The sequence below is a fragment of the Streptosporangium sp. NPDC002524 genome (genome assembly GCF_040295985.1).
In the GTDB taxonomy this organism is placed as follows: Bacteria; Actinomycetota; Actinomycetes; order Streptosporangiales; family Streptosporangiaceae; genus Streptosporangium.
In genome coordinates, this window is record NZ_JBEOWK010000008.1 from 147,767 (window position 1) to 168,141 (window position 20,375).

Consider the following 20,375-nt stretch of genomic DNA (forward strand, 5'->3'; position numbering starts at 1 on the left):
GGGTCGCAAGATCACGCTACTCACTTGCCTTCATGGAAAAAACCGATCGACGGGTCCTCAGGGGTTCCGATCAGCATGGCCCGGTCCAGGAAGACGTTGTTGGTCTCGCAGCTGGTCTCGGGTAGAAGCACACAGGCATAGCAGGCAGCCAGGTTGAGGCTGTCCATGCCGCTCGCCTCGGACTCCATACAAGGCGGGTCCTGGGAGCACCATTCAGTGCGCGCGAGCGCCGACTCCAGCGTCTCGTGGAGTTTACGGTGCTCGCCCTGAGCCACGACGCCACCCAGGCTTCCGGCCGAATCGCTGGTAGCCGTGTAGATCAGCAGACCGGCCATGTGGTCGGAGACGTAAAGGCGCTCGCGCAGTGCCGCTGCGGGATAGCCACAGTCCAAACTCCACTCGTTGATCAGTACGTGCGCCAACGTATGGAGAAGCACATAGCGAGGGGTCACCGGCGACTGGATGTCGCCCGGAAGCTTCGTGCTTCCAGCTCGTTCCGCTCGCTCTCGCAGGATGGTGGTGTGATTGCGCCGGATCTGATCGGCCCGCTTGACCGGGCCCGGCCGCTTTTCCCATTCCTGCAGGAGCAGCTCGTCAACGGCAAGGAAGACTCCTTCACCGCTGACCTCGATCGCCGGCAGCCAGTCGACCGTCCCGTTCGCCATGGCGGCCTTGCGACTGTCGCCTCCCGCCGGGTCGGGCACGGTGACCCTGGTGAACGTCTGCAGCGCACGAACTTCGCGAAGCCGCTTCACCAGCATGGAGCGGGTGATGCCGTGGGGAAGGGCGCTGCCGTCACCGGGAGCCTGCACGCACTCGAAGTGGTCCTCGCGGCCGACGCTGCCGGTGCCGTCGTAGAGCTGGTTGTACTCCTCCCGACGGAGCTCGTTCGCCGACTCGAACATGACCGTCTCGTCGGAGTCGGGTGGGGCGCTCGCCTCCAGATCCCTACGCCGACGTACGGCCGCGAGAACCTCTTCCGCCGTGAATCGCCCGTCATCCATGATGTCGGTTTTTTCGATCGCGTCGAGGATGACGGGGTCGGGCATGTTGTGATCCAACAGGACACCGAAGATGGCGTAGTGCGGGTTCAACCGACGTTGTAGCGTCTCCGACCACGGCGGGATCGTCAGCGCCGATCTAGTGATCGGGAACCACGCCGCCGAAGCGCCTCGCTGCAGCGTCCGCGGTACAGCGGTGCACTCAGGTTCTCTGGCGTTGCGTCCGAGCCAGGACCTCCGCCCCTTGCACTTGATCCCCAGTGCGGACATGGCACCGCCGCCGAAAGCACCTTCGAGCGAAACCGGGCGCACCCCACAGGAACACTTGATCACAATGGAACGGAGTGAAGCCGTTTGGCCCGTGCTCTCCAGGGTGAGTTCGTGCTTGACTTGCTGGTCTTCACCACGTGAAGACTCGCTCTTCTTGTGCGCCCACTCAAAGTACGGGAAGTCGTCCAGATGCCCGTTCTCGCAGGCGATCACGAATCGCGAGGGAGTCAACGGTTTCTCGCAGACGCCGCAGAGGCTCTTACCTGCCGGCGAGCCGAATCGCGGAAAATCCTGCAGCTTCTTGCAGGTTCCGCAGGAGTACATCTCCGGAAACAAGCGAACCTTGATCCCGTCTCCGGAAGACGGGGCGTCCGCCGGTGGGAGCTGGAACTTGGAGACTCGGAGCCAGTGCTGAAGGCGCGGCTCGTAGATCACGTCTGAGGGCCACACGCGCCAGCTGTCGAGCCCACTCACGATGTACGACTGGTCCTCAATGGCGATCATCGAGCCAACGCCGTACGTGGTGATTGTCTGGGCTCGCCTCACTGCACCGAGCGGCTTCCGAGTGATGTCGGCATCGCCGTTTCGACCCGGCTGTCGGGTCCGTCCGCCACGTAGTGCCATCTCATCGCTCCAGGTAGAAATCAGATTCGGCATCGACGTCACGCAGGCTCCACAGCGTGGGGATGGCCTTCGTGAGATCGGAATCGGTGTAGGTGCAGAGCAGCGCCTCGTCGGGATTCCGACGCTCACTGCGCTTGAACCGGGGCTTGGCCTCGTAGGCCAGGGCCGGATTGTCGTCGGCGAGCTCCACCCATTTCGCGACGAGGTCGTTGAGGTCTTTCTCGGTTCCGGTCAGCTCGCTCTCGTCAACCGTCTTGACCCGAAACAGGATCAGCTCGACCAGCTCTTCGATCCGACTCATGTGTTCCCGTATGTTTGCAGCCGCGCCGTTGGAACGCAGCTCCGGATAGATGAGCCGGGCCATCCCGACCAGGACGGCGTGGAGGGCTCGGTCACGGGCGCGCGGCGAGAACGGCGTAACACTGGTCGATTCCACCTGCCGGTAGAGCGCCGAGTGATAGGGGACGAAGCTCTCGTAGTGCGAGCGGTCCCTGGATCGGTTGGCGTTGTAGAGCACGACGACCAAGCCGGGATGTTGACGGCCGACTCGGCTGCTCGACTGGATGTATTCGGCCGTGGTCTGCGGCTGACCCATGATGGCCATGAGGCCGAGCCGGTCGACGTCCACACCCACCGAGATCATGTTGGTCGCCAGGACCGTGTCGAAGACGCTGTCGTCGGGCAGACTGCGCTCCAGGTCCTTCAGCCGCTTCGGCACGTCGCTGGATTTCACCCGACTGGTCAGCTCGGTGAGCAGGTCGACACGACGAGCCTGACCGCCGTGCCGATCCGCTAGGTATTCCAACCATTTCTGAACGTCGTCGAGAACCTGCAGCTCGGCCGCGGCGAGAAGTCGTAGGCTGCTGAAGTAGCCGACCAGGGTCCAGTAGGCGTCTCGGACTGCGTCCGGACCGTCGATGTCATTAGCATGGTGCAGGAGCGCCGCGTAGGAACGGACCAACAGGGTGGCTTGACTGGTGTTGGGTGCGAGCAGCCCGACATAACGGCGCGACGCCTTCTTCTCGGCCGGGGTTTCCACTGCGAACCATGAGTCGCGAGCGTCCAATCCAGCGGGCGGAAATTGCGCCACCTCGCGGTTGAACAACCTGAGCCCCTGAATTTTGGCTCGTCGGATCGTCGCGGTGGACGCGATCACCTTTGGCTGGTCCGCAGCGACGTCGACCGCCGTCTCGTAGAGTCCGGTGAGGCTTCCCAAAGGTCCGGAGATCAGGTGAAGCTCGTCCTGGACGATCAGCTCCGGCGCTGCCGTACCCTCTCGATCACGGTTGAAGAGAGCGGCGACCTCGGGACGCCAGGTGATCTGCGCGAACTTGTCCACGGTCGCGATGATCAATGTGGGGCGAACCGCGTAGATCTTCTCGTCCACCACGTGGACCGGGAGCGCGTCGCGGAAGTCGCAGTCCTCGGCGGCGCAGAAAATGCGCATATGGGAGCTCGCGGCGTCGACTTCATACTCGTCCGGCCCCATTTCGGTTCCGCACCACGGGCAGAAGCGAAGCTGGACCGGGTTTTCCTTGTGCAGCTCTCCACCGTCCCGAAGCTTCTTCAGGCTCTCCGCCGCGACCTTCAGCTTGTTCGGTGTCGCCGCGGCGCCCACCCACATGCCGATGGAGATGGTTTCCTTGCCCAGTTCGTTGGGTCGCTGCCCACGGATGACCTCCATCGCGCAGATGAGGGCGGCAGCGCGCTCGAACTGCTGCAGGGTGAGCAGCCGCAGCGTGTAGCGCATGATCGCGGTAACGCCGCCGCCTTTCTCCTTCTTGCTCAGCCGACGCAGAAAGACGGTGAAGGCGATGATGCCGAGGTATGCCTCGGTCTTACCACCCCCGGTGGGGAACCAGAGCAGATCGGCCTTGTGTCGATCCTCGTGGTCCTGATCGACGATTCCGTCCAGGCAGAGCAGGAGGAAGGCGACCTGGAACGGCCGCCACTTGTTGCCGGCCAGGTCGATCGCGCCCTGCTTACGGGCTTTGATCCAACTCGTCCGCCCACGCTGCACGGCCATCGCCTCGTTTGCGTGGCGGAAGGCGGTCATGACCTGGGGGTCGCGCCGGAGCGTCTCGATGCCCGAGACCATCCGGTCGCAGGCCACCTCACACTGTTTGATCTGCTCCCGGGCGGCTTTGGCATAGTCGGTGGCGCCGAGCAGCCGCGACTCCTCGGCGCGTTCGGCGATCCAAGCCCGGTAGCCTTCCACAAGTCCCCGTAGAGCGGTCAAGATCTCCTCGTCGGACTTCCGTGCCAGGTCGATCATGCGGAGCGCCGAGTCGTCGATCTCCGGGTTGGAGTCGGTGAGAAGCACTTCCTTGGTCGGGACGAACTCGCTCCAGATCTCGGCCACCGCCGCCGCCGTGCCCCTGAGCAGCGCCTCGTCTCGCGGTGCCGGCGCTGTCCAATCCCAGTTGGCCGCGCAGCCGTGCCCGGCCGCAAAGTTCGGCGCGTGGCGGTAGAGAAGCCGGTTGGTGTGGATCTCGTCTTCGTCGGCGCCAACCGGGACCGGCCGTTCCACGAACGGCTTCGTGCCCGGCTCACCTACGACATGGATTTTCGGCTGGAACAGGCAGTATGCGTCCCGGATGCCGAACTGCTCGACCTCGTGAACATTGAGCAGGGCCACAGTGACGGAGACCGCGCCCTTGTCCGGCTTTCGCACCCGCACCCGAAGCTCGATCCCAGGAGCGAGGGTTTCCTCGATCTGGTTGGGCGTCCGGACGTCCACGGGAAAGGGAGCAAGCTCAAGCCGGCGACGCCGCCAACGCAACTCCTGTTCCTCGGTGGCTCGGCGCTCGGCCCGCTGTGCCTTCACTGGACGCCCGGCGCTGTCGACCGGCTCGTAGACGGCGGCGGAAACAGTCACGGTGATGGTCGGTGAAACGCGGGGATCCACGCCGAAGGTCAACCCCATGGAGGAAGGGGCCTGGTCGTTCGCCAGGGAGACACCGGTGTCGGGAGCGTCATCCTTGACGTGGGCCTCGGAAGCAAGATCCATATCACGCTCCCTCGCCTCCTCGGCGACTTTCTCACGGTCACGACGCTGCGGAAAGAGCACGCCCGCGGCGTACGACGTCGCGGGGGAGTCCTTGAGGGTCTCGTCTTCTCCGTCTACCGGGCCGATCATGTCGAGCCGCAGACGTTCGACCAGGTCGGTCCGGAAAGCGTAGTGCTCACTGTGCTTGGACATCGAGTTCCTTCTTGTCCCAGGTGAAGGTGGACAGACCGACGAGACGCGGCGCCAGCCAGATCCCGTATTGGTTGAGTCCGGCGCGGATGCCCGCCGCCTCATTGCCGGCGACGGTCTCCACCACGTCGATGCGGACACCGGAGATCACGGCTGGAAAGTTCTGCGGAGTGTAGGCCTTACCGGTCTTCAAGTACTGGTACAGATCGGCACGGAACCGCTCGGAGACCACCCCGATCGAGCGCCCTTGGTGCTTGATGACGTACGGCGGGCTCTCCAGAAGAGCAATGGGATCCGGGTAGAGGCGCTCCAGCTCCACGATGTCGCCAGGGCGTACGGTTGTCGCCAGGTAGTACTGCACCTCGGCGACATCGGCGTCGAAATCCACCGTCCCGGCAGGCTGGTCGGCGAGCACGTCGCCGCCCCCAAGCTCCAGACCGTCACGACGCCAGTACTGGTAGAAATAGCGCCCCCACCGGTCGGTTCGATCGTCGACGCGTATGTTGAGGTTCTCCATGGCCGCGATTCGATAGAGCTCGTTCCGCGGCCTGGTCATGGCCACGTAAAGCAGCCGCGTTTCCTCCGCCGCATCCTTCTCGGTGCTTTTGTGCTTCTTGGCCTTGAAAACCTGCAGTGAACCGGGATCTACGACGAGAACTCGATCGAATTCAAGTCCCTTGGCTCGGTGGAAGGATGAGACCACCAACTGTGCCGGCGGTTGTGCGGTCAACTCGTCGGGCAACTGCCCGGATGCGAGTGTCGCCCGCAACCGGGAAAGATCGAGCACTTGATCCGATCCGCGCCCAGAACCGGTGCGCTGAAGCAACTGCCACAGAAGGCCACCGGTTGAACCGTCCGGCAGCGGAAGGTCGCGGCTCAACTCCTCGAACTTCTCTCGTCTCAGGGAGAACGAGTCGCACCGCGCCATCAGCATGCCGAGCCAGGCCGGAACGGCCCGATCCCGCGCAGACCGCTGAAGTCGATGCGGAACACCGACTGAATGGAGGCGTTCGGAAACGATCAGGGCCTGACCGTTGGTCCGACACAGGATCGCGGTGGTGCCGCCGTAGCTGCTCAACGCATCGGCGGCGAGCCCGTCGAAGTCACCGAAGTCCATGACGCCCTTGAGTGCGTCCCGAAGGTCTTCGTAGTGTGCCTCGCCGTCCACGTTGCCCGACTCCGAAAGCAGTCGGAGCTTGGGGCCGAAAGCGAGTGCCACCTTGGCCTCGTCCTTACGGGCCCGAAAATTCTCTGTCAGGCTAAGCTCCGTCAGATCTTCACCGAACGTGCTCCGGAGCCACTCGAAGAACCGATTGGTCTCAAGTTTGCGCTCCTCAGGGTTGTTGACCGTGAAGCCATAGATCGACTGGGCCGGATCACCCACCAGGGTGAATCCACAGTCGAACCGGTCAAGCAGCGCCTCCACCAGATCTCGACGCGCTCCCACCAGGTCCTGCACTTCATCGATGACGACGTGGCGGAGGTCTTCGTGCAAATCGTCGGTGAGTCCTTCGTCGAGCGCCTTCCGCGCACCCTCGATTCGGGCTTCGAAGGACTTGTTAGGCCAGTCGCCCAGGGCATCGACCTGCATCAGCAGGTTGAGCGCCCAGGAGTCGAAGGTCTGCACACGTACGTGCCGGGCGGTGTCGCCGTAGCGTGAGAGCCGCTCCCGCAGTTCCCGTACGGCGGCCCGGGAGAAGGTGAGTACCAAGATCTCTCCGGCGCTCAGGTCTTCCTCGGCAACCAGCCGGTCGAGCCGACGTACGAGAGTGTGCGTCTTGCCCGCACCCGCCTGGGCGGTCACCAGGGTCAGGGCGTCAGCCGGCTGTTCGACGACAGCCTGTTGCTCATCGGTGAGCGGGGGGGTGCCGCTGTAGGCGTCGCTCACTTCTTGCCCCAGAGGTGCTCGAACTGGGTGAAGGCCAATTGGCGGTCGTAGTTGATGATGTTGTCGGCCACGTCGAGGATCAGGCAGGTCTCCTTGCCGCCGTTCTTCGGGCCACGGAGACCGCGCCCGATCATCTGCTGGTAGACGTTCGGACTGTAGGTCGGCCGGGCGACGATCACCACCTCGGTGGCCGGGGCGTCGAAGCCCTGGGCGAGTACGCCGTAGTTGGCCAGCACGCGGATCTGCTTCCGCCGGAACTTCTCGATCAAGGTGCGTCGGTCGGCGTCCGGAGTGCCGGAGTCGATCGCCGCCGACCTGATGCGCAGGTCGTTCAGCTGAGCGGCCATGAGCTTGGCGTGGTTGACCGAGGCGGCGAAGAGAAGAATCGGACTGTCCTCCGGCAGTGCCTGGATCTTCTGGATGAGCGTCCGGTTGCGTTCGATGTCGCGCCCCAGCTTCTCCTCCACGGAAGCGGGCAGCCTCGCTCCTTCGAAGGCGGTCGCCAGCCTCAGGTCCTCCGCCGAGAGAGTAAGCGTCATGCCTTCGAGCTGCTGGTGATTCACCCGCGCGAGCACGCCCAGTTCCTGCAGTTCGGCATAAGGGTCCCCACTCGTGAAGACGCCTTCGTCAAGGCGGTTCCCCCCGTAACGGTCGACCAGGCGATTGGTCTCGGTCTCATTGAAGCCGCGAAACGGCGTGGCCGTCAGACCGAGCAGGGGACGAGACGTCTCTCTGAACGTCAGGCCCATTGATGTCAGAATGCGGGTGTACTCCGGCGTGATCGAGGCGTGCGCCTCGTCGATGATCACGAGCGCCGGGTCGCGAAGCCAGGCGTACTCGGGCGTGGACAGGCAGACAGCGAGCTTGGCGTCAGTGGCGACTACCAGCTGAGCCGTGTCTTTGCTGGGAGCGGCTTCGCGATTGGACCAGAGTCGGTTGATGACGAGTTGCTCAGCCGGCCCGACCTTGGACCAGACGAAGGACCAGCTCTGGACCGCCTGCTCGCACAGTTCCCCACTCTGGGCGATCCAGAGCACCGGGCGGCCGCCCAGTCCGCGTTCCTTGATCACCCGAATGACGGCTTCGGCGGCCACACGGGTCTTTCCCGCGCCGGTCGGCAGGCACAGCATGGCTCGCGGTGCGTCGTACTTGGTCAGCAACTCAACGGCCTTTTGTGCCAGCCTTTCCTGGTAGTCGTGGAGTCGCGGGAAGGCGGTCGGTCCCGAGACCTTTTCCAAAGGCGGCAGCGTCTCTCCCCTGGTTCCCGCGTATTCGCCGGGGAAGCCGAGGTCGTTGACAATGCGCACCGATGTGGCGTCGCCGCGGAAGCTCGCGGAGAGCTGGGGGAACGCCACCTCGATGTCCTTGCGGTAGTTCCGCAGAACTTCGGTCCCATAGGCGTTGTGGGCCAGCTCGGCGGTGCGCTGCTCGCCGTGGACGGCATCTTTTTTGGCTTGGTCGCTCTCCAGCAGACCCTCTGGAAGTCCCTGCCTCAGCGCTTCGGTTCCCACAAGTAGGAGCAGTTTTTCAACCAGCCCCTCGGTCTGGCGTATCTGCTGGACGCGCTTGTTGTCGCGTTCGGCCTCACGCCGGTCGAGAACGCTCTTGCAGTGCGCCGGACCAAGGGAGAGTTTCAGTGTCCGGTCCACGGCGTTGAGCACCTGTAGATCGTCTGCCGGCATCCGAACGAGAACCTTGCGTTCCTGCGCCAGCATGGCCGAGGGAATCGACTGAGTCCGCATGCCGTTGGGAGTCCTGACGATCTCTTCCAGTTCGTCGCACCGAACCGTGGACCAACCCTCCACCTGCGACTGTCGAAGCGTCTTCAGGTAGGGGAACTCCTCCAGAAGCAGTACCGCTTCCGCCTGCCCGACGTACCTGGTCTCCTTCTGGATCGCATCCGAGGGGGCGAGCATGTCCCACGCCTCGCGCATCGTCTCCGCGAGCGAGTCGGTCGGGACCAGCAGGGCTGGCACCCTCTCACGTATGAGCGCCTCGTACTCGGAACGAACCGCGGTCACTGCGATGTCCTTGTCCGCAACGTCGCTACGCCACTCGTCGCCCACCCGGCACCGTGTCGTGGCCCCTGCGGGAAAGTCAGCGCCGACCTCGAACATCAGGGCATAGACCTTGCCGGGGAAGGTGTCGTCGGTCGACGAGGACGCCTCCTCGACCAGTTCCGTCCACAGCGACGCCTGCAGTTCTCCCAGTGTGTGTGGCAGCGCGAGCATGGAGGCGACACCGGCGGACACGTCGGCGACCGGCAGCACGTCCTTGTGGTCGATCAGCTCGGAGCCGACGCAACGCGCGATCGTTCTTAGTCCGCGCGATGTCTGCAGGTAGCCGTACTTGCGTGCCAGCCATCGAATCGGTGATGCGATCGGCCTGCGACTGGCCACGCCCTTGTTTCCCGCCTGCATGGTCCAGTTCGTCACCGCCCCGCCTGATGGGATGGCCTTGAGGAAAGCCGCACGTCCCTGGGGTGAGAGCGATGTGAACAGATGCAGCGGCCCCGGAGGCTTGGTCCCGTCGAAGTGCATCTTGGCCAGAGTGGGCCGGGCCTCGCCCGCCGAAAGCTTGGCCACGTACTGCTTCCAGCAGGTTTCCTTGTAGTTCTCGAACCACTCCTCTCCTTGGGGATCCACGTTGGCGATCGGGCCTTCGAGCAAGCCGAGGTCGGGGAGAAACGCCCGGTCATCCCGGTGGAAGTTCATGTCCACCGCGATCTGCTTGTCGCGGGAACCGTCGCCGGGAACCACACGGCCGGGGAGCAGACAGTCCCTGATCCTACGGAACTCACCCGTCAGGTTTTTGACCTTGAGTTCCTTCGCGGTGTTGATGCTGCGCCCGTCGAACGCGGCACGAACACCGGCAGGGCCTGCCAGCCGCGCCAGCTCCCAGAACGCGGCCCAGTCACGGTCGGTGTAGCCCTGGAAACCGCGCTCCACCACGGATGCGAACCGACCGACGTGATGGGCCTCGTGAATCCCGAGCGAGTCCAGCGCCCGAGCGATGACCTCGTTGCCCGCGTAGACGTGTTCGTCCACGTAAACCGTGTTGTCGGCGAGCCCGTCGGCGGCGGAACGCCGAAAGACCCGAGTAGAGGGCGTGACCATGCCAAGCGTTTCTGTAAGGACGATCCTGGCTCGCAGGGCGTCCTCCGCCTGCGGATGCCTGTGCAGCTTCATGTCCGCAGCGATGAGCACCGCTCGCGCCGACGCTTCCGGGGAGCCATCGGAAACGAGTGCCTCCAGCCACTCCTTGACCGTGGCGACCGGAGTCGTGGAGTGGTTCAGAATCGTGTTCGCACCGTCTCGCCGATGCTTCGCCTTCTCGATTGAGTGGTGGACCCAGTTCACCGGCCGACCTGTGTGCTCTCCCCACCACAGAAGCCATTCCGGACGCAGGTCGGCAGGGTGTAGGCGGACATCGCTGGCCGTACCGAAACGCCCGTCCTGGTCGGGGAACACGGGCCAATCAGGCGAAATTTTCCAGATACTCGCCACCAGCGCCTCAGCTGCCCACTGCGGCTCCTCCCGCCCTCGCGCCGGCACGAAGTCCAGATATGCCCCCGCATCACCCGGCCGAGCCAATGACGGGAAGGACGAAACCACTAGTTTCGCGACTTCGTCGATCAGCTCATCGTTGAATCGGTTGTTCGCATACAGGTTCTGCCTGTCCTCGCTTGTCTTCCACGGTGCGTTGACGATGCCGCGCAGCGTCGTGGTGTAGTTCGTCGGAAAGTACGCCCAGAACTGTCCCCGCCCGGGAGCCCGTCCCTCCACATCCGGCACCGCCCATGCGATGTCGATCTCGGGGCGGTCGTGAAGCTCACCGGCCTCTTCCAGGGCCTTGGAGGAGGGACGGTAAACGCGGGTGAAGACCCGCCAACCAGCGGTTTCCCCCCGCTCTTCCCTGCCTTCGACGGACACAAGCTTCTGCAAGGTACGTCGATCGCCGTCGGCCTGTTGAAAAACCTGCCGCTTGGAGACCTTCCCCGACAGCCGCTTCTCCAGCGTGACCGTTCCGACATGTGGAGAGAAAAGGGAGAACTCCGCCGGAAACTCGTCGAGGTCCTTGGCCAACCGCGCGACGGCGACGGGCTTCAGTGGCAGCCGTACGACCGTCGTCGCCCATGAGAGCAGTTCTTTGAGAATTGGGTCGGTGGTGGCGGCACGGTTCCGGTCGAGCGGTCGGGCGATCCGGAGCACCGGTGTCTCCGTGGCGGCAGGCTGGACTCGCTTGATCTCCAGCTCAGCCCACTCCCTGTCGAACCCAAAGCTCCTGTCGTCCTCCCTGCTGAAAAATTCGGGAACGTCCGTCACGCTCAGGACGGACTTCACACCGACACCGAACCGACCGATCTGGCCTCCTCGCTTGCGCGAAACCCCCATGCGCAGAATGGTGTCCGCGCCATCGGGTGTCATTGCGGTTCCCTGGTTTGCGCAGTACAGGTGAGTGTCGGTGAGGACCACGGCGACTTCTCCGCCTGGATCGTTCCTAAGCTCGTCGGCGCCGTTCTGGACAAGCTCATAGATCTGGCGGTCGCCGTAGCCGCCTTCTTTGATACGTCGCTCACCGTTGGCGTGTTCCTGAATCAGGCCGGGATCGATTTTGTATGTCTCAAGCACACGTACGGTCTGTTGAAGGATAACGTCAAGGACGGAGGGCTTTTCGCTGCTCACAGCAGTCAACTCCTGGAGAGGAAAATGACCAAATATGGGAGGTGGAGCAGTGGCGGGAGACTTATCCAGGCATTCCAGAGGAACTCACAACGACAAGCTTGCCGCCCGCATCTGGGCACACTCGGATTCGACTCGATGCCGTTAAGCAAACAGGGAGACAGTCAGGCGATTGGAGCCTTTGCGCCGACTCGCCCTTAGGGTGACGCCATGTTGCCACATAGGAACCTGATAAGCAAGGTTGATCTGTAAATTGCGGACATGGATAATCAAAGTACGACAAATCCGGACAATATAATCAACCGCATTAGCGGCCCCTTGGTAGTACGGCGGCTCCGGACAGCCCTGGACCTCTATAGGGGCAAGCCTCCACAGATGGCGTCAATTTTTGCTAAGCGCTAGCATAGGGCGTCAAACAAACCCCGTCTCACCTGGAGAAACCTCGCGATGATGCAGGACGGTGACGACATCACCCGGGACCCGGAGGCATTCGGGGCTTGGCTCGGCAGACAGCTGCGGCGCAAGGGCATGAGCCAGTCGGATCTGGCCGCCGCTCTGGACGTAACCCGTGCCGCGGTTTCGGCCTGGATCACCGGCCGCGCGACTCCCCGGATCGACAAGATCCAGGCGATCGAGAAGGTCCTCGACTTGGCCGTCGGTTCCTCGGCCACGCGTGACGAAGCTCCCGAGTCCAGCGGTTATGTCGGTTGGCATCACCGCTTGGCGCACTCTGACGGTGGTCGGGAGCTGGGGAACGCTGCGGCCTTCGCCTTCGACTCTTCCTTAGCGATCACCGTCAGGGAGGCGACGCAGAACAGCCTCGACGAACGCCGGGACCGGACACGCCCGGTTCGGGTGCGATTCATCCTGCACGAGATCACCGGAGAACGTCTGCGCCGGTTGCAGGAGGCCATTTGCTGGGACGACCTTGTTCTCCACATCGAGGCGGCCAGCGACCCGAAGCAGAAGGTCGGCCGTATGTTGGCGGACGGACTCCGCGAACTCCGGGAGACCGGCAAACTGCTCCTGCTCCGTATCGACGACTACAACGCCAACGGTTTGACCGGCCCGGAGTACGACGACGGGCGATTCGCCGCAGTGGTCCGCAGGCAACTCGACAGCCACAAAAGGGGCACTGCCGGCGGCTCATTCGGTTTGGGCAAGGCCACCATCTGGGGCGCCAGCCGGTTCGGGACGGTCATCGTGAACAGCACGCTCTCGGAGCCCTACGAGGGCCTGCACGAGCGTCGCATGATCGGTCGCACCGATCTGCCCTGGCACGAGCTGAACGGTGTTCAGTACGCCGGACCGGCATGGCTCGGCAGTCGCGACCCCATGCGAGAGTCCGCCGCCCGGTCCTGGTGGGCCGGTGAGCGCACAGTCGAAGAGCTGTATCTCGCCCGAGGCAGTGTCGACTCCGGTACGAGCTTTCTGATCGTCGGCGCGCATGATCCTTCCGGTGAGGCAAGCACCCTCGAAGAGATGCACACGGTTCTCGTCCGTGGCCTGGCCTCGGATTTCTGGGCGTCCATGGTCGCAGGGCGCGGTCAGGCGCCCATGTTGGAAGCCTCGGTAGAGGCATTGTGCGACGGTCAGGTGGTGGTGGCCGAAGAGCGGGTGGATCCGTACCGCTACGAGCCCGCGCGGGCACGTGCCGTACGGGCATTTCTTGATCGGACCACGGTGTCCCAACTGACCAAAACCGATGACGTCGTCGAACTGTCTGTACCGCTGACCGTGCCGCCACGCAAGACCGAGGTCGGTGCCACTCCGATTGAACATCGCGCTGTGCTGCTGGTGACTTCGGCGTCCGAGGGCGACCAGAAGCCCAATCGGCTGGTCGGCATGCGTGGCACCAGGATGACCGTATTGGATCGGCCGGTCACTGGGGTGCCTCTTGGTTCAGCGCAATTCCAGGCTGTGTTGTTTGCCGGGATCGCGACGGGTGCTGGGCTGCCGGCAGACGAAGCCGCCGAAACGTTTCTACGGGCCGCCGAGCCACCAGAGCACAACGACTGGAAGCCCACCGAGGACTTGACCTCGACCTACGCGCGTGGCGCCGCCACCAGGTTGAGGGAATTCCGGAAAACGATCCTCGGCATGGTTCGGGGCGCCGCGAAACCCGCCGAACCCGTCGAGCAGGGGGGACCCCCCTCCCTCCTACGAGATTTGACCAGCCTCGACCCCATACCTTTGCCTCGCACCAAGGGCTATCCGACCGTCAAGAGCGCGACCGGCGAGGTCGACGAAAACGGCGCGTGGCGGATCAGGGTCGAGATCAAGTTGCCGGAGCGGGAGGATCCCTGGGTGCTCCGTCCGTTGCTCCGATTTGCCACCCGTTCCGGTCCCAAGCCCGAAGCGCGCTGGGCCGAGCTCGCCGCCGAGTCGAACTGTGAGGTGAGCGGCGATGTGCTGCTGTGTGGTGCTCGGGAGCGGTCTGCGATCTTCACGGGCGTGAGCAATGTGACCAGCCATCCTGTGGCAGGTCGAATGGCAATCGCCGAGGTCGACCTGGTCCAAGCCAAGGATGGCAACCGATGAAGCGGATCATGCCTTACCCGGTGCTGGCCGGTGAGGTCACCATGACCGTGCGCGAAGTTCGGCTCGACGATGTGGCGTTGTCGTATGGAATGATTTCGGAACCGGACTGCACGGTTGCGCTCCATCTCCTCGATCGCGAGGACTGGCATGTCGTACGGTTGACGCTCCAGGTGAGCGCGCCGCGACACGAGTTGGACAGCGGTCCTTGGTTCAGCCTCGCCTTTCTGGCCACGGCGTCGGAACGGCGTACCAACACGCATACGGCGGTGAAACTCATGATGGGGCAGCCCGGCGAGTGGATCGGCGATGTGGAGCTCCATCGTGACGACCATTTCGGTCGGGTCCAGGTCTCCGGTCAGCTCGTGGCGACAGTGGACGGTGTGCCCGGTCGGGTGATCGCGACCGTCGCACAGCCATGGACTGTGAATCTCCGGGATCGGGTGGCGACGCAGCGGGAATCCATCCAGACACGCTGGATCAACTTCGCCGACGATCCACAACTGACATGGTGCAAGAGTGACCCCTGGACGGTGACCACCACTGACGAGGCGGCCATGCTCAACCTGAACAGCGGATTTGACGGACTGCGTGCTGTACTTGAAAGTCCCAAAGCCGCGGAGCGGCCCGTGCGTGAAGCACTGGCGGCACAGATTGCGATGGACACGTGGACCGCACTCTTCAACGAGGCGGCTCACCATGTCGACGGCCATGAGTGGCCGGAAGGTTGGCGTGGTTTGGTGCTCCGCCGCATGCTCCCCGATCTCTTCCCCGATCATTCGCTGGACGATGCACTTCGGGAGATCCTCAACCAAGGCGCGGGCGGGATCCAGACGCGGGTGATGCACGCCGCTGCCAAACAGGCACGGATGCCGCGGAGCCTGGGCGGCTTCATTCGATCACTGCAGAAGACCGGGCCGGAGACCGAGTGAACACGACGCTGGGCTTGTTGTCCGACGAGGCTGCCGCGAAGTTTCTCACCACCGGCGTGCTGGAGAATCGTGAGCCGCTGCCGATGTCCGCGATCGACCAGATCTCGGAGCCGGCCCGATGGGAAGCCGAACCGGTACGGCAGCTTTTCGATGAGGCGATGAAGCGCTTCACGCCGGGTGAGCGGACCTCGGCTGACGCTTGGCTGGCTCCGGTCCTGCACGCAACATTGCGATTGACCCGTCGTGAGGCTTCGGACTCTCGGATCTGGAACCATCTTGCCGTACGACTGGCGCCTGATTATGTCTACTGGCGGCACTTGACTCGCGGAAATCCTCCGATGGTATCCCGCGCCCGGTTTTCCGGACCGTTCTATTCGCAGGCGTTCGCCCGGTTGTGGTGGGCGGCTGAACTATTCCGAGATGGGCCGGATTATGGGCCGGTCGTGGTGGCCTGTGGTAATCAAGATGTGTTGAACACGGTATTGAGACTCGACGTCATTCTCCACAGGCCGACCGCCCAGGCGATCATTCGACTGCTCACCACCGGTGTGATCCGTACCGGGAGGCAGGTCAACATGCTCGCCCAAACGGTGAACACCGCAGGTAGCACGCTATCCTATGAGGCGCGCGCGCCGGACAACTCCAGAGACGTGGATGCCTATCGCGACTGGATCGAGGAGCTGACGAGCGTGCTGGTGCCTTATGATTCGTTGCCGATCGGTCCTCCGGATGGGCAGGCACGGTCTACCTCGGTGGACACCTTAGCCACGCTCTTCAAGCAACTCTTTACCGAAAGTCCGAGCGCCAGAGAAACGTCGGAATGGGTCTAGTGCGCTTGGTTCGCAGGCGGGATCGCATATTCTCGGCAATCGAAGCCAAGGAGACGTACGCATGGGCGGACGGTTCACCGGCCTGGAGATCGGCGCCGGAGTCGGTGGACAAGCGCTCGGCCTGGAGCGGGCAGGGTTCGATCCGGTTGTCGTGATCGACAATGATCCGCACGCCTGTCGAACACTGCGCGCCAACCGGCCGGGTTGGAACGTCTTGGAAATGGACTTCAAGGACTTCGTTGGAGCCGATTATCGGATCTCAACCGTCGATCTCTTGTCTGGCGGCGTCCCGTCCACTCCTTACTCCATTGCTGGCAAGCAGGAGGGCACTACGGACAAACGGGACCTGCTGGCCGCGGCTGTCTACCTCGCGATAGAGCTGCAGCCTCGCACCATCCTGCTGGAGACGACGCCGTCGCTGCTGTCGCCGAAGTTCATGCAGGTCCGTGAGGAGGTCGAGGCCGAGCTGAAGCATCTTGGCTATTCCTGGGAATGGAATATCTTGGATGCCCAATGCTTCGGCGTGCCACAGACCCGGCGTAGCTGTTTGTTGGTCGCCATGCGTCCGGACGACTTCGTCCGCTTCAGATGGCCTTCGCCGACTCAGCAGGTCGGTGCGACGGTCGGAGAAGTACTCCGAGACTCGATGGCGAGCAAGGGCTGGCCCTTCGCGGATGCCTGGGCGTTGTTGGCCAACCGCGTCGCACCGACGATTGTGGGCGGATCGAAGAATCACGGCGGCGCCGACCTCGGCCCCACCCGGACCAAACGGCAGTGGATCGAACTGGCCGTGAACGCCCACGGCGTCGGCAACGACGTCCCTGACGACGACTTCGTCCTCGACCTGGAGCTCGGCCGGGATGGAGCGCCTAAGTTGACCGTCGAGCAGGTGATGAAGCTGCAGGGATTGCCAGACGATTGGATCGTCACCGGGGGCAAAACCGCACGCTACAAACAGGTCGCCCAGGCGTTCCCGCCCCCGCTCGCCGAGGCTGTGGGCCGCCAAATCGCGGCAGCACTGGCCCGTTGACCTCGGTAAGGTGACGCTCATGACCGCCCCCACCAGCCCCATGACCATCGTTGACCTCTTCGCGGGGTGTGGGGGGCTGACCCAGGGATTCCACACGTTCAAGCCCGGCGCTTTCCGCACCGTCGGCGCAGTGGAGTGGGACATCGCGGCGGCTTCAACCTACGCGGCGAACTTCGCAGAAGAAGCCGGTGGAACCGACCACATCTACGCTGGCGACATTGCCAAGTGGGACCCCAAGGACGTGGGTTCCACCGTGGACGTGATCCTCGGTGGCCCACCTTGCCAAGGTTTTTCCGGACTGGGTAAAGAGGACCCGAACGACCCTCGGAACGAGCTTTGGAAAGAGTACGTCCGGGTAGTCCTCGCGCTCCAACCTAAGATTTTCATCATCGAGAACGTGGACCGGTTTCTACGGTCTCGCGAGTTCGAATTGCTCACCGCCTCCACCCGTCAGGATGGCGAATTACGAGACTATGTCTTACAGACGAAGGTCCTCAACGCGGCTGACTACGGCGTCCCCCAGGCCCGTAGGCGCGTGATCGTCCTGGCCACTCACCGGGATCTCGCCGCATCCCATCCCTCGCGCAGGCCTCTTGAGCACCCTCAACCAACCCACCGGAAGCCGGAGAAGAAGGGCGACGAGGGCACACTCTTCGCGCCTGTCGAGGACTGGACCCCAGCCAGCGTGGTCTTCAGCACGACGTCCCCGGAAACTCAGACCACCGAACTCCCCGACCGGAACTGCGACCTCCTCGGCGTGATGCTGCCTGGAACCTTCCGTACCACCGATCTCCACATCGGTCGTAACCCAACGGAACTCTCGCTTAAGCGCTATCGAGCGATCCCCGAGGGCGGCAACCGCCACTCCCTGCCGAAAGAGCTGTCCACTGAGAACTGGATCAATCACCGAAACGGCTCCGGCGACGTTATGGGCCGCATCTGGTGGGATCGGCCTTCAGTGACGATCCGTACCGAGTTCTACAAACCCGAGAAGGGGCGATATCTCCATCCTAAGGCCGATCGTCCGATCACCCACCTAGAAGCCGCCCTACTTCAAGGCTTCCCAGCCGAATATAAGTGGGTCGGCAGCAAGATCGAGATTGCCCGCCAAATCGGCAACGCCGTCCCCATCGGCCTCGCCAAGGCGATCGCCAGCGATTTGTATCACTACCTCTGCGTTACCGCTCAGCGGTAGATGATGCGCCTCTGCGAACCTTCCGGACGGGCGCTTAACAGAGGTCTTACCCGCGCGGAGCCTTGACGTCGTCTGTGCCGCCCCTCAAAGTCGACGTTGCTAGCTATCTGTAGCAATCTCCGGGAAGGATCATGCACATGCGTCTGCGGTTCCTTGGCACGTCCTCCGAGAACGGTGACTGTCCCGCTGCCTACGAGACCTCCAGCGGCACGGTGGCCATCCAAGGCAAGCTCGTCCTCGATCCTCAGGCGCTCGGTGACGCTGTCAACCTCGGGTTGGGAGAGGCTATCGTCGAGATCCCCCGCGAGATGCTCACATTCATTCCGAAGGAGTAGCAAGGGTGACGGAACTCGTCAGAGGCGACCGCTTCCAGGAGTTGTTCGCCTCGTTCCGGTCCACCGCCCAGCGTCTGGAGACGCGCGACCGCTACAACTCGCCGGTCGAACGGGAACCGCTGCGTCGGTTCCTGGAGGGGAACCCCGATCCGGAGTGGGCCAGCAGGCCGTGGCTTCACTCGGTCCGCCAGGCGGCTGCGGAAGGACGATATTTCCAGAGGGTCCGGGTGGTCTCTCTCCCGCTGTCGGACTACGCCCGCTTCGGGTTGCATGGAGCCCTGGCCAACAACGCGGCGGGGGAGGACATCCGATACCTGGACCGCGACACCGCGCTCGGGGCAGGCGTCCCTCAGCTCGACGTGTGGTGCTTCGACCGTTCTCTGTCGGCCGTCCTTCACTTCGACGCCGATGACGGATCGATGCTGGGTGCCGAGCTGATCGACGATCCCGGCGTCGTGGCCGAGCACCGCGGATGGTTCGACCTCGCCCGGAAGCTGTCGGTGTCTCGTGAGGAATTCGTGAAACGTGCCGAGTGACATCCGCCAGGCACGCGAAGCGCTGGGTTTCAAACTGCGAGAGGTCCGGCTGGACGCTGGTCTGAGCGGCAGGAGTCTCGCAGGTCAGGCCGGGTGGCAGGCATCCAAGGTCAGCAAGATCGAGCTGGGCAGGCAGACTCCCACCGATCACGACATCCGGGTCTGGCTGGAGATCTCGGACGCCAGGGAGCGGGAGCCCGACCTCGTCGCGGAGCTTCGCTCCCTGGAGTCGAAGTACGTGGAGTGGCGCCGCCGGATCCGCGACGGGGTGAAGGCGCGTCAGCAGGAGATCGGCCGGCTCGAATCCGGGGCCGGGCGGATCCGGTCGTTCCAGTGTTCCGTCATCCCCGGCCTGCTCCAGATTCCCCCATACATGCGAGAGCGCTTCAGGCGTTCGGTGGACATCTGGGGGGCGCGCGACGACATCGAAGAGGGGATCAAGGCGCGGATCAAGCGCCAGGACGTCCTGTACGAAGCGGACGTTCACATCGTGATGACCGAGGCGGCGCTGCGGTACGGAACAGCGCCTCGCGAGATCCTGATGGAGCAGTTGGACCGCCTGTCCATCGCGACGTCGCTGCCCAGGTTGCGACTCGGAGTCATCCCGCTGCGGGAGTCGTACGCGGCCACGCCCCTGCACGGATTCCACATCCTGGAGGGTCACACCGTACTCGTCGAGACCTTCGCCGCGGAGCTCACCCTCACCCAGCCCAGCGAGATCGAGATCTACGTGAAGATCTTCGATTCCCTGGCGGGTATCGCTCGCTACGGCCGCGAGGCTCGCGAGGTCATCCTTCGGGTGCTCGGTGACCTGCACGCCGAAGTCGAGCCACGCGGCTGACGGTCACCGGCCTTCGGGTTGCTTTTCGAGCAATCTGGAGCAATCCCGTTGACCCGCTGTGAGCGGGTTCCTACCGTCGGAACATGCCCTCACGGACGGTCAGGTTTGGGACCTGGCGCTGATCTTCAGGCCATCCCGGCATCGCGCGGACCAGGGCATCACCTCCCGCACCACGTTGAGGAAAGGGTGTAGCCATGAACAAATCACTCGGGCAACCGTGGGGTCTCACGCGATCGGTCCCGTTCGCATCGGCGGAAGCCGTACTCGCCGCCCCGTACAGAGTCGAACTCGACCCGGTCACGCAGACCGCTGTCCACCGCGATGTGACGACCGGCCGGATCATCGAAGCGGGCAAGCACGGCACCAACAAGCAGACCAGCAAGTCGCAGAGGACGGGAGGAGGGGGCGACGGTTCGGCTCCTCAGCCTTCAGACCAGACCACGGTCACCGACTACGACGCTGACTGAGGGCTGT

General features: G+C 63.7%; 13 protein-coding genes. 9 read left to right on the forward strand and 4 right to left on the reverse strand.

What is annotated here, in order from left to right; genetic code table 11:
- Positions 1-20: 20 nt before the first annotated feature.
- Genes drmB through ABT053_RS16090 form a run of 4 tightly spaced genes read right to left on the reverse strand, consistent with a single transcriptional unit; the run spans position 21 to position 11,667 of the window.
- Positions 21-1,928: a DrmB family protein gene (gene drmB / locus ABT053_RS16075; protein ID WP_350970007.1), complete on the reverse strand. Its 1,908-nt coding sequence runs from the start codon at positions 1,926-1,928 to the stop codon at positions 21-23.
- Entirely contained in the window at positions 1,897-5,097 is a 3,201-nt protein-coding gene (locus ABT053_RS16080; RefSeq protein ID WP_350969784.1) for a helicase-related protein, read from the reverse strand. The genes drmB and ABT053_RS16080 overlap by 32 nt, the downstream gene beginning before the upstream one ends.
- The gene (locus ABT053_RS16085; RefSeq protein WP_350969785.1) at positions 5,081-6,982 is read right to left on the reverse strand and encodes a UvrD-helicase domain-containing protein; all 1,902 of its coding nucleotides are present in this window, start codon (positions 6,980-6,982) and stop codon (positions 5,081-5,083) included. The genes ABT053_RS16080 and ABT053_RS16085 overlap by 17 nt, the downstream gene beginning before the upstream one ends.
- On the reverse strand, positions 6,979-11,667 hold the full coding sequence (locus ABT053_RS16090) for a DEAD/DEAH box helicase (protein ID WP_350969786.1): 4,689 nt from the start codon (positions 11,665-11,667) through the stop codon (positions 6,979-6,981). The genes ABT053_RS16085 and ABT053_RS16090 overlap by 4 nt, the downstream gene beginning before the upstream one ends.
- A gap of 447 nt (positions 11,668-12,114) precedes the next feature.
- On the opposite strand from ABT053_RS16090, the gene ABT053_RS16095 reads away from it, so the two are divergent.
- The 9 genes from ABT053_RS16095 (at position 12,115) to tgmA (ending at position 20,368) form a co-directional block, all read left to right on the forward strand.
- Positions 12,115-14,205, forward strand: coding sequence for a helix-turn-helix transcriptional regulator (locus ABT053_RS16095; RefSeq protein ID WP_350969787.1), 2,091 nt, complete (start codon positions 12,115-12,117; stop codon positions 14,203-14,205).
- Positions 14,202-15,134 (forward strand): hypothetical protein, encoded by a 933-nt coding sequence (locus ABT053_RS16100; RefSeq protein WP_350969788.1) that lies wholly within the window; start codon positions 14,202-14,204, stop codon positions 15,132-15,134. Before ABT053_RS16095 ends, ABT053_RS16100 begins: the two co-directional genes overlap by 4 nt.
- Positions 15,131-15,964, forward strand: a complete 834-nt coding sequence (locus ABT053_RS16105; protein ID WP_350969789.1) for a DUF6339 family protein — start codon at positions 15,131-15,133, stop codon at positions 15,962-15,964. Before ABT053_RS16100 ends, ABT053_RS16105 begins: the two co-directional genes overlap by 4 nt.
- A gap of 61 nt (positions 15,965-16,025) precedes the next feature.
- Positions 16,026-16,994, forward strand: coding sequence for a DNA cytosine methyltransferase (locus ABT053_RS16110; RefSeq protein WP_350969790.1), 969 nt, complete (start codon positions 16,026-16,028; stop codon positions 16,992-16,994).
- A 19-nt stretch (positions 16,995-17,013) separates the two neighbouring features.
- Entirely contained in the window at positions 17,014-18,189 is a 1,176-nt protein-coding gene (locus ABT053_RS16115; RefSeq protein WP_350969791.1) for a DNA cytosine methyltransferase, read from the forward strand.
- 137 nt (positions 18,190-18,326) lie between these two features.
- Positions 18,327-18,524 (forward strand): hypothetical protein, encoded by a 198-nt coding sequence (locus ABT053_RS16120; RefSeq protein WP_350969792.1) that lies wholly within the window; start codon positions 18,327-18,329, stop codon positions 18,522-18,524.
- 5 nt (positions 18,525-18,529) lie between these two features.
- Complete coding sequence (locus ABT053_RS16125) at positions 18,530-19,060, forward strand: DUF6879 family protein (RefSeq protein ID WP_350969794.1); 531 nt, start codon at positions 18,530-18,532, stop codon at positions 19,058-19,060.
- On the forward strand, positions 19,050-19,901 hold the full coding sequence (locus ABT053_RS16130) for a helix-turn-helix domain-containing protein (protein WP_350969795.1): 852 nt from the start codon (positions 19,050-19,052) through the stop codon (positions 19,899-19,901). The genes ABT053_RS16125 and ABT053_RS16130 overlap by 11 nt, the downstream gene beginning before the upstream one ends.
- A 194-nt stretch (positions 19,902-20,095) precedes the next feature.
- Entirely contained in the window at positions 20,096-20,368 is a 273-nt protein-coding gene (tgmA, locus tag ABT053_RS16135) for a putative ATP-grasp-modified RiPP (RefSeq protein ID WP_350969796.1), read from the forward strand.
- The last annotated feature ends 7 nt before the right edge of the window (positions 20,369-20,375 follow it).

Excerpts from the sequence above, each read along its gene's own strand:
- ABT053_RS16080 (WP_350969784.1), bottom strand. The coding sequence starts at position 5,097 with ATGTCCAAGCACAGTGAGCACTACGCTTTCCGGACCGACCTGGTCGAA.
- ABT053_RS16100 (WP_350969788.1), top strand. The coding sequence starts at position 14,202 with ATGAAGCGGATCATGCCTTACCCGGTGCTGGCCGGTGAGGTCACCATG.
- ABT053_RS16120 (WP_350969792.1), top strand. The coding sequence starts at position 18,327 with ATGCGTCTGCGGTTCCTTGGCACGTCCTCCGAGAACGGTGACTGTCCC.
- drmB (WP_350970007.1), bottom strand. The coding sequence starts at position 1,928 with ATGCCGAATCTGATTTCTACCTGGAGCGATGAGATGGCACTACGTGGC.
- ABT053_RS16095 (WP_350969787.1), top strand. The coding sequence starts at position 12,115 with ATGCAGGACGGTGACGACATCACCCGGGACCCGGAGGCATTCGGGGCT.
- ABT053_RS16110 (WP_350969790.1), top strand. The coding sequence starts at position 16,026 with ATGGGCGGACGGTTCACCGGCCTGGAGATCGGCGCCGGAGTCGGTGGA.
- ABT053_RS16115 (WP_350969791.1), top strand. The coding sequence starts at position 17,014 with ATGACCGCCCCCACCAGCCCCATGACCATCGTTGACCTCTTCGCGGGG.
- tgmA (WP_350969796.1), top strand. The coding sequence starts at position 20,096 with ATGAACAAATCACTCGGGCAACCGTGGGGTCTCACGCGATCGGTCCCG.